The 14,312-nt window shown below is 67.2% G+C and carries 11 protein-coding genes; 5 read left to right on the top strand and 6 right to left on the bottom strand.

All coding sequences use genetic code 11. The features are described from left to right. The 4 genes from C1932_RS08985 to mtnC form a co-directional block, all read left to right on the top strand. Nucleotides 1-225, top strand: a 225-nt coding sequence (locus C1932_RS08985; protein WP_159094574.1) for a transposase, incomplete at its 5' end; no start/stop codon positions are given. A 218-nt stretch (nt 226-443) separates the two neighbouring features. Continuing rightward, nucleotides 444-1,085, top strand: a complete 642-nt coding sequence (locus C1932_RS08980; RefSeq protein WP_108752962.1) for a methylthioribulose 1-phosphate dehydratase — start codon at nt 444-446, stop codon at nt 1,083-1,085. 92 nt (nt 1,086-1,177) lie between these two features. Then, the gene (locus tag C1932_RS08975) at nt 1,178-1,735 is read left to right on the top strand and encodes an acireductone dioxygenase (protein WP_108756069.1); all 558 of its coding nucleotides are present in this window, start codon (nt 1,178-1,180) and stop codon (nt 1,733-1,735) included. Nucleotides 1,736-1,738: 3 nt separating this feature from the next. Further along, nucleotides 1,739-2,434 carry an acireductone synthase gene (gene mtnC / locus C1932_RS08970; RefSeq protein WP_108761886.1) on the top strand — a complete coding sequence of 232 codons (696 nt, stop codon included), beginning with the start codon at nt 1,739-1,741 and terminating at the stop codon, nt 2,432-2,434. 310 nt (nt 2,435-2,744) lie between these two features. On the opposite strand, the gene C1932_RS08965 is transcribed toward mtnC, so the two are convergent. The 6 genes from C1932_RS08965 to C1932_RS08940 all read right to left on the bottom strand — a co-directional run bounded on the left by C1932_RS08965 (nt 2,745) and on the right by C1932_RS08940 (nt 12,605). Beyond that, nucleotides 2,745-5,363, bottom strand: coding sequence for a glycoside hydrolase family 2 protein (locus C1932_RS08965; RefSeq protein ID WP_108761885.1), 2,619 nt, complete (start codon nt 5,361-5,363; stop codon nt 2,745-2,747). Nucleotides 5,364-5,443: 80 nt separating this feature from the next. Then, on the bottom strand, nt 5,444-6,685 hold the full coding sequence (locus tag C1932_RS08960) for an AGE family epimerase/isomerase (protein WP_108761884.1): 1,242 nt from the start codon (nt 6,683-6,685) through the stop codon (nt 5,444-5,446). After that, nucleotides 6,682-7,677, bottom strand: coding sequence for a carbohydrate kinase (locus C1932_RS08955; RefSeq protein ID WP_108761883.1), 996 nt, complete (start codon nt 7,675-7,677; stop codon nt 6,682-6,684). The genes C1932_RS08960 and C1932_RS08955 overlap by 4 nt, the downstream gene beginning before the upstream one ends. A 7-nt stretch (nt 7,678-7,684) precedes the next feature. Next, nucleotides 7,685-8,998, bottom strand: a complete 1,314-nt coding sequence (gene fucP / locus C1932_RS08950) for an L-fucose:H+ symporter permease (RefSeq protein ID WP_108761882.1) — start codon at nt 8,996-8,998, stop codon at nt 7,685-7,687. A gap of 63 nt (nt 8,999-9,061) precedes the next feature. Beyond that, nucleotides 9,062-10,111 (bottom strand): LacI family DNA-binding transcriptional regulator, encoded by a 1,050-nt coding sequence (locus tag C1932_RS08945; protein WP_108761881.1) that lies wholly within the window; start codon nt 10,109-10,111, stop codon nt 9,062-9,064. Between the two features lie 97 nt (nt 10,112-10,208). Then, nucleotides 10,209-12,605: a GH92 family glycosyl hydrolase gene (locus C1932_RS08940; protein ID WP_234412376.1), complete on the bottom strand. Its 2,397-nt coding sequence runs from the start codon at nt 12,603-12,605 to the stop codon at nt 10,209-10,211. A 1,132-nt stretch (nt 12,606-13,737) separates the two neighbouring features. Here C1932_RS08940 and C1932_RS08930 point away from each other — a divergent pair. Further along, on the top strand, nt 13,738-14,312 hold a 575-nt coding region (locus tag C1932_RS08930), incomplete at its 3' end, for a TonB-dependent receptor plug domain-containing protein (protein ID WP_159094573.1).

Genomic DNA, 14,312 nt, shown 5'->3' with positions numbered 1-14,312 from the left:
CGAGGGAGACGAAGCATCCACGGCGGCAGGGCCGAGATCCGCCAGGTGCTCTACATGGCGGCCACGTCGGCCATGCGGCACGAGCCGCGACTGCGGGACTTCTACCGGTCGCTGCGGGCCCGCGGCAAGGAAGGGAAAGTGGCCATCGTGGCCGTGATGCGCAAGATGCTGGTCATTCTCAACGCCCGCGTGCGCGACGCAGAAAGCGGACCGATCCCCGCTTGAGGCAAGCCCAAGCGCACCGCAGCGGCTGCCGGCCGGCGGCCGGCTTTGCCGTGACTGTCTGCCAGACGGCCAAAAAACCATCCGACAACACAGTTGCTCCATGGATGGATTTACGGCGTGTCCCGCCAGCCCACCCCGCCCGGCCAACCCAGGGATTCAGAACGGCGACCCAGCCACGAGGGGCTCAGCCGTTGGCCGAATCCAGTAAAATCACCCGCATGAACGCCCCCACCTTCCCCTACGACACCGCGCGCCTGAGCGAACTGGCCCAGCTGCTGATCGACAACGTCCGCGAACTGGCCCAGGCCGGCTGGACCCCGGCCACCAGCAGCAACTTCTCCCACCGCCTGGACGACCGCCACGCCGCGATCACCGTCTCGGGCAAGGACAAGGGCCGCCTGATCGAGGACGACATCATGGTGGTGGATTTCGACGGCCAGGCCGTCGGCCGCCCGCTGCGCCCGTCCGCCGAAACCCTGCTGCACACCCAGCTGTACCGCCGCTTCCCCGAAGTCGGCTGCGTGCTGCACACCCACTCCCCGGTACAGACCATCGCCTCGCGCCTGTACGCCCCGCAGGGCCATATCCGGGTGGAAGGCTACGAACTGCTGAAGGCCTTCGCCGGCAACAGCACCCACGAAATGGCCATCGACATCCCGGTGTTCGCCAATACCCAGGACATGAACGTGCTCTCGGCCCAGGTGGATGACCTGCTGGACCGCCAGCCGCTGTGGGGCTACCTGATCGACGGCCACGGCCTGTACGCCTGGGGCCGCGACATGGCCGAAGCGCGCCGCCACATGGAAGCCTTCGAGTTCCTGCTGCACTGCGAACTGGAACTGCGCAAGCTGCGCGGCTGAACCATCGCGCACAGGCACATGCCCATTGGCCATCTGGCCGCCGCCTGCACCCTGCTACCCTGTCTTTCCCCCGGAATGTTCAAGCTGCCGCCATGAGCCGACTGCGCATCTACGACGACACCCGCCCCGACTCGCCGCTGCTGGATACCCAGGACGGCGCGGTCATCGCTGCCGAACTGCAGAAGATCGGCGTTACCTTCGAGCGCTGGCAGGCCGCCGCGCCGGTTGCCCCCGGCGCCAGCCAGGATGAGGTGTTCGCCGCCTACCGCGCCGACATCGACCGTCTGGTGGCCGAGCGCGGCTTCAAGAGCGTGGACGTGGCCTCGATCGCCCCGGACAACCCGAACCGCGCAGAACTGCGCAAGAAGTTCCTCGACGAGCACTTCCACAAGGAAGACGAGGTGCGTTTCTTCGTCGCCGGCTCTGGCCTGTTCACCCTGCACGTGGGCGACAAGGTGTACGAGATCGAATGCGTGAAGGACGACCTGATCGCCGTGCCCGATGGCACCACGCACTGGTTCGACATGGGCGATGAGCCCAGCTTCGTGGCGATCCGTTTCTTCACCGAGCCGGATGGCTGGGTCGGTCATTTCACCGGCACCGACATCGCGCAGAAGTTCCCGCGTTACATTCCTACCCAGGCGTCCTGATCCATGCAGCCCCGCGTCATCCTGACTGATATCGAAGGCACCACCAGCAGCATTTCGTTCGTCAAGAACGTGCTGTTCCCCTACGCCCGCCAGGCCCTGCCGGCGTTTGTGGCCGAGCACGGCCAGCAACCGGAGATCCGCCGCTGGCTGGATGCGGTGGCCACCGAGATCGGCGGCGCCTGCCAGGACAGCCTGGTGGTGGAAACGCTGCAGGGCTGGATCGACCAGGACCGCAAGCACACCGCACTGAAGGCGCTGCAGGGCGTGATCTGGGATACCGGCTACCGCCGTGGCGACTACACCGCCCACTTCTACCCGGAAGTGGCGCCGGTGCTGAAGGGCTGGCACGCCTCGGGCCTGCCGCTGTACGTGTATTCGTCCGGCTCGGTGCCGGCGCAGAAGCTGTTCTTCGGCTTCAGCGATGCTGGCGACCTCAGCCCGCTGGTGTCGGGCTGGTTCGATACTGAAGTGGGCGGCAAGCGTGAGGCCGACAGCTACCGCCGCATCGTGCAGTCCATTGGCGTGCCCGCCGGCGAGATCCTGTTCCTGTCCGATGTGGTGGAAGAGCTGGACGCCGCGCGCGAGGCCGGGCTGCAGACCCGCCTGATCGATCGCCTGGGCGACTACCCGCTGCCGCGTACCGGCCAGGCCGCCAACGGCCACGAGCGGGTCGAGAATTTCCAGCAGATCCAGCTGTAACTGCAGAGGGTGGATGCCAACCGTGGTTGGCGTACGCCCGAAGATCCCGGTAGATGCCAACCTTGGTTGGCATGCTCCCGAAGCCCCTGGTAGATGCCAACCTTGGTTGGCATGCTCCTGGTGTGCCAACCAAGGTTGGCACCTACCAAAGCGGGATACGCCTGCCCGAAGGTCCCGGTAGATGCCAACCTTGGTTGGCATGCTCCGGGATGTGCCAACCAAGGTTGGCACCTACCAAAGCGGGTCGCCTGCGCGATTGTCCTGGTGTGCCAACCAAGGTTGGCACCTACCAGAGCGGGGTGTTCCGCCCTCAACGGTCGTTGAGGGTTTTCACCTGCAACGCGCCACGCAATGCGCCCAGATCCACCGGGCCGCGCACGGCGATGTCGCGCGTCTCGCCAGGCAACAGATCCAGCAGGTTGTCCTCCACCTGCACATCCAGCGCACCGAAGTCGATCCAGGCGGCGCGCACATACGCCTTGCTCTGCAGTCGCAGGCGGTAGTGATCGCCCTCGATCTGCAGCGTGGCCCGCAACGCCTGCGGCGGCAGTGTCTGGTCCTTGGCTTCAACGAAGCCCACCACCTGCCGCGCACTGACGTTGCCATCCTGCAGCAGTTCGAACACCGCCACGGTACGCGTCGGGTCGGCGCCCGCCAGCAATTCGGCATCGCCGAAGTCCCCCACCGAGGTGACCCCGGCGGCCGCCAGCGTCACCGCCGCTTCGCGACGGCGCAGCACCTTGCCGTCCACGTCCATGACCCGCAGCCGCCAACGCGCGTCCACTGCAGCGCCATCGTTGATCAGGCGCACGCGGGTGCTGCCTTCGTCACGCAGGGCCGCCAGCGTGACCGGCGCGAAGAAACGTCGCGCCGCGAAGTGCAGTGCTTTCCAGCGCCCGAAGTAATCCACGCTGGACCACGATGCACCCGGCCAGACATCGTTGAGCTGCCAGTACAGCGAACCCATGGTGTACGGCCGCGATGCGCGATGATGCAACGCGGCCAGTGCCATGCCATCGGCCTGCATCACCTGGCTCAGGTAGACGAAATCGGCGAAGTCCTTCGGCGTGCCGTAACCGCGCTCGATGTACTGCAGCAGGCGGCTGTTGCCCTCGCCGGCCATGAACTTCTGGTGGGCGCGGATCACCGGGCTGTCGATGCGCTGTTCGGCGCGCGTGGCGATCTGGTCCACCGTTGCCAGCGACGGCCAGGCCTGCAGGCCGTACTCGGACATGAAGCGCGGCGTCTCGTGCAGGTACGCCTGCACCGGCAGTGCCGGGTTGCCCCAGACCTGCCAGTAGTGCTTGTCGCCGCGGCTGGAATCGTTGGCCTTTTCGTCCAGATCGTTGCTGGGCGAGCTTGACCAGTACGGCACGCCCAGCCCTTCCTCGCCCACCACCTGGCGCAGGTCGTTGCCGAACAGATCGACATAGCCCTGCCAGACCCGTGCGGCGAACGCCGGGGCGGCAGCCTCCAGGTCGCGGCCATGGCCCCAATCCTTCCACGCGGTCTCTTCTTCGTTGTTGCCACACCACAGCACGATGCTGGGGTGGTGGCGCAGGCGCCGCACGTTGTCGCGCGCTTCGGCCACCACGCTGGCCCGGAACGCCGGATCGTAGCCCGGCTGCATGCCGCCACCGAACATGAAGTCCTGCCAGACCAGCAGACCCAGCTCGTCGGCAATATCGAAAAACGCGTCATCCTCGTAGTACCCGCCGCCCCAGTTGCGCAGCATGTTCATGTTGGCATCGCGCGCGGCGGTCAGCACCTGACGCATGCGCGCCACATCCACCCGCGCCGGGAACGCATCGAACGGAATGACGTTGGCGCCCTTGGCGAAAATCTCCACGCCATTGATGACAAAAGCGAAGCCCTGCCCGCCCTTTGCGTCGTTCTCGCGGCGCAGTTCCACCGTGCGCAGGCCGATGCGCTGCTCGCGCTGGAGTGTCGGGTCGCTGCCAGCGTCCAGCTGGGCGCGTGCCGTGTAGCGGTCCTGCGCGCCCAGCCCCACCGGCCACCAGCGGCGCGGGTCGGCCAGGTCAACCGGAATCTCCACGCTGTTCTGGCCGGGCTGCAACAGCACCGGGCGCTGCACCGTGGCCACAATGCGCTCTTCGGGATCACGCACCTCAACTTCCACCCTGGCCGAGCCGGCGGCATCGCCCTGCTCCACCTGCAGCAGCACGGCCAGCCGCGCCTGCTGCGCGTCCAAGGCATCGGTACGCACGGCCAGATCGGTCAGGCGGTGCGTGTCCCAGGCCTGCAGATCCACGCCACGCCAGACACCGGCGGTCACGTAACGCGGGCCCCAGTCCCAGCCGAAATGGTAGGCCGGCTTGCGTGCGAAGTTGCCTACCATCGCGTCCTTGGGCTCATCACCGTAGGGCGAGGGATAGTTGCCGGCAATCTTGTGCGGCATCGCCTGCACGCCCGGCAGCAGGGTGCGGATGGGCGAACGGAACACGATCTGCAGTTCATTGCCGCTGGGCCGCAGCCGCCCTTCCACGCGTGCACGCCAGGTGCGATGCGCATTGTCGGCGCGCAGCAGCGGCTTGCCGTTCAAGCGCACCTCGGCATAGGTGTCCAGGCCGTCGAAACGCAGTTCGGCATGCGCCTTGGCCAGGGTCGCCGCATCTACATCGAAGCGCGCGCGGTATTCCCACGCTGCCAGGCCGATCCATTGCAGCTCGGCCTCCGGCGCGCCCACGTAGGGGTCGCGGATCAGCCCATGGTCCAGCAGGTCGGTGTGCACGCTGCCGGGTACGCGCGCCGTACGCCACTGCTGCAGGCTGGGGTGCGCGGCGCCCTGCGCATCGCCGGGCAGCATGCGGAATTCCCATTGCGCCGGCAGAGGCGCGGCCAGCGCGGGGAAGCTGCCAAGCGTGAACAGCAGCAGGAGCAGACGGACAGCGAGGGGAAGACGGTGCACGTGTGAGACTCCTGTTGTGTCCGCCGGGCATGGCCCGGCGCTACCAGCCGCGTCCGCCGGGCATGGCCCGGCGTGCGACGTCAACGAACGACGTTCAGCACTTCGTAGCACGCGCCCATGGTGTGGTAGTCCACCTTGCCGGCCGGGCTCTTTTCATTGCTGTACTTGCGGTTGTCGGCATCCAGGATGCGGAACCAGGCGCCGTACTGGTGGTCGACGAAGTGCTCCCACGAATACGCCCACAGCCGGTCGTACCACTGCCAATAGCGGTCATCGCCGGTGCGCTGGGCCATCAGTGCGGCCGTCGCCAGGGTTTCGGCCTGCACCCAGAAGTACTTGTCGTCGTCGCAGACGAAGCTGTCGCCGCCGATCGGGGCACCGTCCATGCCCGGCTGGCGCCGCGATTCCGGCGCGAAACCGTAGTACAGGCCACCACGTGCTTCATCCCAGCTGCGCTCGACCGCCACATCGAACAGGTGCTGGGCGGTGGGCACCAGCCAATCGGCCTGCACGTGGCGGTCCAGGATCAGCAGCAGCTTGGCCCATTCGGTCTGGTGGCCGGGCTGGAAGCCCCACGGGCGGAACAGGTGCTTGGGATCGTCCAGGTTGTAGTTCCAGTCGATCTCCCAGTTCGTGTCGTAGTGTTCCCACACCAGGCCGCCGGCCTTGGCGGCCTGGCGCCGGGTCATGTTGTCGGCCAGCTGCAGTGCGCGCTGCACATAGCGCTGCTCGCCACTGGCCTCGAACGCGGCCAGCATTGCCTCGCACATGTGCATGTTGGCGTTCTGCCCGCGGTAGCCGGTGAAGTTCCACTGGCCGTCGGCTTCATCCTTGTAGAGACCGTGCCCGGCTTCCCAGAAGCGTGCTTCCAGCAGCTGCCAGGTTTCTTCCATCCACGCGCGGGCCTGTTCGACGCCGGCCTTCAGCGCGCAGCTGTAGGCCAGCAGCACGAACGCCACGCCGTAGCAGTGGTTCATATCGTCTTCGACCTGGCCATCGCGCAGCGTCCAGGCGTAGCCGCCGGTGGACGGGTTGCGATGCACCTCGCGCAGGTAGCGCACGCCATGTTCAACGGCCTCGCGGTAGTCGGCATTGCCGAATTCGCGATAGGCCATGGCGTAGTTGAAGACGAAGCGGGTGCTGCTGACCAGGTGGCGGTGGCCGGCGTCATAGACCGTGCCATCGTCCAGGAAGTAGTGGAAGAAGCCGCCGTTGGGGTCGATGCAGCGCGGGTGGTAGAACGCCATCGTGTCGGCGATGTGCGCGCGCAGGAACTCGGCCGAGCGGAACTGCGGAGCGAAGCGGGAGGCGGTCTGGGTCATGCGGAAAGTTCCTGGGTCTGCAGCAGCTGCTGCACTTCATCGAGCGAGGGCATGGCCGCGAAGGCTCCCTTGCGGGTGACCGCCAGCGCGCCGACGGCCGCGCCGAAGCGCAGCGTTTCGGTGATCGCCTGCGGGTCCTGGCAGAACGCGGCGAAGCCGGCGCCGGCACCGCCGCGCTCCAGCAGGCCCACCAGCACACCGCCCACGAAGGCATCGCCGGCGGCGGTGGTATCCACCGTGGCCACGCGGAAACTGGTGACCTGGCCCTGCTGCTCGCGGGTGTACCAGCGCAGCGTGGCGGCACCGTCGGTCACGATCACCCAGCGTGCCTGTGCGCCCAGCAGGCGCTGCAGCACGACCTGGTCACCGTCGGCACCGTGCGGCGCGGCCAGGTAGTCCAGCTCTTCGCGCGAGAGCTTCACCAGGTCGGCACGCTCCAGCGCCTGCCACAGGCGTGGGGTGGGATCGGTGTCGGCCGGCCACAGCGCCGGGCGCAGGTTCAGGTCAAGGCTGACCACCGCACCGGCGGCACGCGCACGCTCCATGCCGGCGAAGGTCGCGGCGGCAATGTCCGCTTCGGTCAGGCTGTTGGAACACACATGGAAACAGGCGGCGCTGTCGAAGCAGGCGCCCTGGAAATCGCTGTCACGGAACAGCAGGTCGGCCGCCGGCGGCCGGTAGAAGCTGAAGCTGCGTTCGCCGTGCGCGTCCAATGCCACGAACGCCAGCGCGGTCTTCGCTGCATCGGTGCGCACGATGTAGTCGGTGCCCACGCGGTGCTCGGCCAGGCTGTCGGCCAGGAAATCACCAAACATGTCCCGGCCCAGCATGCCCACGAACTGGGTCTGCGCACCCAGCCGGGCGGCGGCCACGGCCACGTTGGCCGGCGCACCGCCGGCGTACTGCAGGAAGGCGCGCGGGGTGTCGGCCGAGGCCGGCGGCTGCGCTAGTAGATCGATCAAAATTTCGCCGAAGCAGACGATGGCATCCATTTCCGACTCAGCCTCCCTGCGGGCCGACGGCCGGCGGGCGCGAGCCCACCAGACCGTAGAAGATGATGTAGACGTAGCAGACCACCGGCAGCACGAAGCTCAGGTGCAGGCCGATGCGATCGGCCAGCATGCCCTGCAGCAGCGGAATGATCGCGCCGCCGACGATGGCCATGATCAGCAGGCTGGAGGCCTTGTTGGTCAGCGGGCCCAGGCGTTCGATGGCCAGCGAGAAGATGGTCGGGAACATGATGGAATTGAACAGGCCGGTGGCCACGATGCCGTACAGCGCTACCTTGCCGCCCGAGCCCAGGGTGACCGCCAGCAGCACCACGTTGGCCAGCGCGAAGCCGGCCAGCAGGCGGCGCGGCGAGAATTTGGCCAGCAGCCAGGCGCCGGCGAAGCGGCCGACCATGGCGCAGCCCCAGTAGGCCGACACGTAGTGGGTGGCCTGCTGTTCGCTCATGCCGCCGATTTCCGGCAGCGCCAGGTAGTTCACCATCAGGCTGCCGATGGACACCTCGGCGCCCACGTAGAAGAAGATGGCAAGCACGCCGAACAGCACGTGCGGCTGCTTCAGCGCATCCAGCAGGGTGTGGTGGCTGGTGTCGGCCTGCTCGGTGGTTTCGGTCAGGCTGGGCAGGCGGAACAGGTAGACGAACACGGCCAGCAGCACCAGCGCGATCGCCAGGCCCACGTACGGGCCCTGCACCGACTGCGCTTCGGCAGTACGGTAGGCCAGCTGCTCGGCCATCGGCATCGCTTTGATCTCGTCACCGCTCTTCACCGCGGTGCTCAGGATCAGGAAGCCGCCGAACAGCGGCGCCAGCGTGGTGCCCAGCGAGTTCAGCGCCTGCGCCAGGGTCAGGCGGCTGGAGGCGGTTTTTTCCGGGCCCAGCAGCGCCACGTACGGGTTGGCCGCCACCTGCAGCACGGTAATGCCGGTGGCCAGCACGAACAACGAAGCCAGGAAGGCGTCATAGGTGCGCAGCGCGGCCGACGGCCAGAAGCCCAGTGCGCCCACACCGGCAATCAGCAGGCCGGCGATGATGCCCTTCTTGTAACCCAACCGTGCCACCAGCCGACCGGCCGGCACCGACATCAGGAAGTACGCGCCGAAGAAGGTGAACTGCACCAGCATGGCGCGGGTGTAGTTCAGCTCGAACACGGCCTTCAGGTGCGGGATCAGCACATCGTTGAGGCTGGTCAGGAAGCCCCACATGAAGAAGATGGTGGTGGCCACCCACAGGGCCGCACGGGCATTCATCACCGGCGCCTGGCTGCTGTTGGATCCCGATGGACGGGGCGTTGCGGAAATCGGCATGCGGTTCGCGCCTCGATGCGCGTGTAGGTCGTTGGTACGTGGAAGGGAAAAGGTCGCAGGAAATCAGTTCGGCCGCGCGGCACTGCTCTCGCGCACGCGCAGCTGCACCGGGGCGACGGTGCGCCGCGGCGGTGCATCGGGATCATCCAGGCGTTGCAGCAGCAGCGCGGCGGCCTGCCGGCCACGCTCGCGCGGGTCGGCGGTCAGGGTGGTCAGCGGCGGCACCGCCACCGATGCCTCGGAAATATCATCGAAACCGGTCACCGCGAAATCACCGCCGGGGCGGATCCCGCGGGAATTCAGGCCCAACATCAGGCCCAGCGCGACCGTGTCGTTGTAGCAGACCGCGGCACTGGGACGATGGCCGTCGGCGAACAGTTCATCGGTGCGCGCGGCCGCCTCCAGGCGATTGGGCGCCGATTCGATCATCCAGCCCGGCGGCAGCGCCAGGCCTGCCTCGGCCAGGGCCTGCTGGAAGCCGGCGCGGCGCTGGTGGCAGGAACTGGAATCGGCATGGCCGCCGAAGAAGGCGATCTGCTGGTGGCCGCGCTCGATCAGGTGGCGGGTGGCCAGATAAGCGCCGTGCTGGTTGTCCAAGGTCAGGAAGTCCCAGTCGGCCCCTTCCAGTTCGCGGTTGAACAGCAGCACGTTGGCGTTGGCACCCAGCGCCTGCCGCAGCAGCGTGGCATCGCTGCCCTCGGCCGGCGACAGGATCAGGCCCGCCGGGGTGTGTTCCATCAGCGTGGACAGCACCGCCTGCTGGCGCTGCGGCGATTCGCCCGTGCTGCCCAGCAGGGTGACATAGCCTCGCCCGCCCAATGCCTCGTCCACGCCAGAAGCAAATTCAGCGAAGAACGGATTGGACAGATCGTTGATGACCAGCGCGATGCTGCTGGAGGTGCGCCGCCGCAGGTTGGCCGCCGCGCGGTTGTAGACATAGCGCTGGCGGCGCAGTTCGGCTTCCACCTTGGCCCGGGTGTCGACATTGACCAGCGGACTGCCACGCAGCACCAGCGACACGGTGGCGCGCGACACGCCGATCGCACGGGCGATGTCGGTCACCGTCACCGCCTTGCCGGAACGCTTGCTGGAAGTGCCGTCGTTGTCGTTCATCGCTGTACCGGGCTCCTCGGGAGGGTCAAGCCTAATGGATCGGAGGCCATTCGTGCCGTGCCGTTCGCTGGTTGGCCGCGAACGGCACGACGATGGCTCAGCGCAGCACGCTGCCTGGTGCAGCGCACCATGAGACCGGCAGATCCTTTACCGCCGTACCCCAGCCCTGGGTCGGGGCCTGTGCATCCAGCGCGAACTGCAGGCGCGGGCCCTGCTGCAGCTGGTCCCAGTCCAGCCACACCGGGGCGTGCGCGCGGCCATCCAGCTGCACGCCCTGCACGTACTGCAGGCGACGGCCATCGGCGCCGGGCGCGTCGATGCGCAGCGTGCGGCCGTTGCCCATGTCCACTTCCACCTTGGCAAAGCGCGGCGTGTGCAGCAGGAACTGGCCGCTGCCCGGCACCGCCGGGTACACGCCGATGGCACTGAACAGGTACCAGGCCGACATCGTGCCCAGGTCGTCATTGCCGGTGACGCCGTTGGGCGCGTTGGTGAACAGCTGCTGCGCCGCACGCAGCACGTTGGCGGTCTTCCACGGCTGGCCGATCAGCGTGTACAGCCACGGCGCGTGCAGGTCTGGTTCGTTGTTGGGGTTGTAACGGAACTGGTTGTAGTAGCTGTACGGCCCCACCACCCATTCCTTGCGCGCGGCGGTAAGCGGATCGGCCTGCAGCGCATCCATCGCGAAGAAGGCATCCAGGCGACGGCCGGCCTGCTCGCGGCCGTCCATTGCTTCCACCAGGCCCGGCACGTCCTGCTGCGCCAGCCACTGGTACTGCCAGGCAGTGCCCTCATGGAAGCCATGGTGCGAACGCGGGCTGTAATGGCCGTCGGCCGGGGTGTACCACTGGCCGTCTTCGGTGCGCGGGCGGGGGAAGCCGGTAAAGCCGGTTTCGGCGTCACGCACCTGCGGGTCCCACACCTTGCGCCAGTTGCGACCGCGCTCGCGCAGCGTGGCCGAATCCTGCGCATGGCCCAGGCCGTCGGCCATCTGCGAAAGCGCGCAGTCGGCCAGTGCGTATTCCAGCGTGGCCGAGCCACCATGGTGCGGGTCCACGTCCATGCCCTTGGACGGGAACGCGCGGTCATAGACCACATAGCCCTTGTCCAGGTAGGTCGGGTTGCCGGAGCGGCCGGCCATGCGCGAGTTCAGCGGCGGCGTGCCGAAAGCATTGCGGCGCAGCGCATCCCAGGCCTGCGATTCACGCCCCTTCAGCGCACCGAAGCGCCACAGGTCGACCATGAACGGGGTGACCGGATCGCCGGTCATGATGTTGGTTTCGAAGTTGGCATAGCCCCAGCGCGGCAGCCAGCCACCCTGCTCGTCAATGGCCAGCAGGGTGCGTCCGATATCACGCGCCACGTCCGGGCGGGTCAGGGCCAGCCACTGGTTCTGCGCGCGGTAGGTATCCCACAGCGAGAAATACTCGTAGTAGGTCCAGCCGTCGGCGCGATGGATGCCATCGTCATAGCCACGGTAGCGGCCATCGGCATCGCTGCCGGTGAGCGGCTGCAGCAGCGCGTGGTACAGCGCGCTGTAGAACACGGTGCGGTCATCGCCCGTGCCACCCTGCACGCGCACCCGCGCCAACTGCTCGCGCCACTCTTTCTGCGAGAGCGCGCGCATGCGGTCGAAACCGATCAGCGCCCCGCCCTGCATGCCCTCGGCGCGCAGATTGGTTCGCGCGCCTTCGGCGTCCACGTGCGAGATCGCACTGACCGCCGTGACCGACTGGCCCTTGGCCAGATCGAAGGTCAACCAGGCGCCGTTCGGCTTCTGCTCGCCTTCCATGCTGTGCCGCGCGTTGGGCAGGCCACCGGCCTCGCCCCAGGTGCCGTGCGCCTTGAACGGGCGATCGAATTCAACGCGGAACCAGGTGGTGTACTGGTGGCCGCCGCAGAAGCTCTTGGTGACCAGCTTGCCTTCCACCACCCGGTCGCCCACCACGTCCACCACGCTGCCGATCACCGAATGGCGCTCGTTGGCCTGGCCCACATTCACCAGCACATGGCCATCGCCGCTGCGCTGGCTGAAGGTGTAGCGCTCGGCCGCGGCGCGGGTGCGCGCGGTGGCTTCGGCGTCGATGCCGCCGTAGCTGGTCAGGCGCACCTTGTAGTAGCCGGCCTGGCCCACTTCACCGTCGTGGGTGTAGTTGGCGGCATAGGCCTTGTGGTCGAACTGCTTGGGGTTGGCGGTATCGAAATCGCCGCCCGGGCCGATGCTGCCGGTCACGGGCAGGATGGAGACCTGGCCGCCCTGTTCCCAGCAGCCGGCGCCGGACAGGAAGGAATGGCCGAAGCCGCGGATCTTTTCGTCGTCGTAGCGCCAGCCGGAATAGTGGCTGCCGATCGGGCTGACCTGGATCAGGCCGAACGGTGCCGACGCGCCGGGGAAGGTGTTGCCGTCATCCTTGCTGCCGATGAAGGTGTTGACCTCGCGTTCGAGTGCGGCAGGTGCGGCCTGCAGCCAGGGCGTGGTGGCCAGGGCCAGCAGGCAGGCGGCGCGGGCCAGCGGCCGCGGGGAGAGCGCCGGCAGGCGCAGGGGGGAACGACGGCGGGACAACCTGGTCACGGACAGGACTCCTTGGCGGCAGGGCGGCAGCGGGGGCCGGCCGCTGCGGCCGAACTCCCCGTTTCCATCGGTACAAATCCGCACCCCGGCGGATTTAGATCGATTGAAGTAGAACAGGGAGCGCCCGCCCATGCATTCTGCGCCGCAGCAAAAGAGGGGGGTCTTTTGCAGGGCCTGCGGCCCTGCACCTGCTGGGAGCCACGTCAACGTCAACGTCAACGTCAAAGGCTGGCATTCCGTGGATGGCGGGGCGGTGTGGGTGGGCAGGACACGCCGTAAACCCGTCCATGGGGGCTCGTAGGCGCCATCCATGGCGCCTGCGGTCCTGCCCACCCACACCGCCCCGCCTCTGACGGTTCCCCGCGATTTGTCGGGCCAGGCGGGGTCGGATCCCGTTGCTGCGCAACGGGCTCCGACCCCAGATTGATTTCGATGTCTGACAGATTCATCCACGCATGGCGTGGATCTACTGGCCGCCGGCCAACTGGATGTATCCATTCGATACCCGACAGATGTGTCGACCAAGGTCGACACCTACCAACAGCCGCGTGAACCTGTCGAGGGCGGGGCGGTGTCGGATTGCGGGGTGTCAGCCGCATGGATGCGGCTGCCAAGCCTACAAGGACGTACTTGCGGCGTCCCCGCAATCCGACACCGCCCCGCCAACCCACGGATAGCCCGCTTTTGAAGTTGACGTTGCCGTTGCTCCAGGCGGGTGCAGGGCTGCAAGCCCTGCCGAACAACCCCCACCCCTTTGCGCATGTAAACGATTCCAGTGTGTTTCAGCGAAACATCATTCGGCCGACACGTCCCTGCAATATTGCGCAGCAGCATGCGCAGACCCTCTGGCCATGCTAAAAATCGCCCCGCCATCGCTTAGATCGATCCAAGCGGATCCCGTGGGATGGCCCGGCGTTGGGGACCGGCACCAGATGTACCGAACACCAGCGCGCCGCCCCAGGCAGCCGCGCGGCATCAGCAAAATCGGCACCGCAGATTAGATCGATTCAAGTTTCCGCGTCAGTCACCGGATCAATCCATGAGAGAGGGAGAGATGGCAATCAAGCATTCAACTCGTACGCACGGCCGCGACGCCTTGTCGTTCGCCGTCGCACTGGCCCTGGCCGCAGCCGTTGCGCCGACCGGCGCCGCTGCCCAGCAGGCCAGCGCACAACCGACCACCGGCAGCGCCGACGCCACCACGCTGGACAGCGTGCAGGTCACCGGCTACCGCTATGCGATCGAGAAGAGCCTGCAGCAGAAGCGCGACGCCAACGCCGTGGTCGAAGTGATCACCGCCGAAGACGTCGGCAAGTTCCCCGACAAGAACGTTGCCGACTCGCTGCAGCGCGTGCCCGGCGTGGTCATCACCCGTGACGGCGGCGAAGGCAAGAGCGTCAGCGTGCGCGGCCTCGACCCCGACCTGACCCTGACCCAGTTGAACGGCAACTACATCGCCACCTCCGAAACCAATGACGAGGCCAGCCGTTCGTTCAACTACACCCTGCTGCCGTCGAACATGCTGTCCAGCGCCGAGCTGTTCAAATCGCCAGAAGCGCGCATCGACGAAGGCGGCATCGGCGGCACGGTCATCCTGCACACCCGCCGCCCGCTGGAAATGGAATCCAA

This window comes from Stenotrophomonas sp. YAU14D1_LEIMI4_1 (genome assembly GCF_003086815.1).
In the GTDB taxonomy this organism is placed as follows: Bacteria; Pseudomonadota; Gammaproteobacteria; order Xanthomonadales; family Xanthomonadaceae; genus Stenotrophomonas.
Note: the sequence above shows the minus strand (reverse complement) of the source record. Positions and strands in the feature narration are given on the sequence as shown.

Coding starts and splice junctions, on each gene's coding strand:
- mtnC (WP_108761886.1), top strand. CDS start 1,739: ATGCAGCCCCGCGTCATCCTGACTGATATCGAAGGCACCACCAGCAGC.
- C1932_RS08980 (WP_108752962.1), top strand. CDS start 444: ATGAACGCCCCCACCTTCCCCTACGACACCGCGCGCCTGAGCGAACTG.
- C1932_RS08945 (WP_108761881.1), bottom strand. CDS start 10,111: ATGAACGACAACGACGGCACTTCCAGCAAGCGTTCCGGCAAGGCGGTG.
- C1932_RS08975 (WP_108756069.1), top strand. CDS start 1,178: ATGAGCCGACTGCGCATCTACGACGACACCCGCCCCGACTCGCCGCTG.
- fucP (WP_108761882.1), bottom strand. CDS start 8,998: ATGCCGATTTCCGCAACGCCCCGTCCATCGGGATCCAACAGCAGCCAG.
- C1932_RS08960 (WP_108761884.1), bottom strand. CDS start 6,685: ATGACCCAGACCGCCTCCCGCTTCGCTCCGCAGTTCCGCTCGGCCGAG.
- C1932_RS08955 (WP_108761883.1), bottom strand. CDS start 7,677: ATGGATGCCATCGTCTGCTTCGGCGAAATTTTGATCGATCTACTAGCG.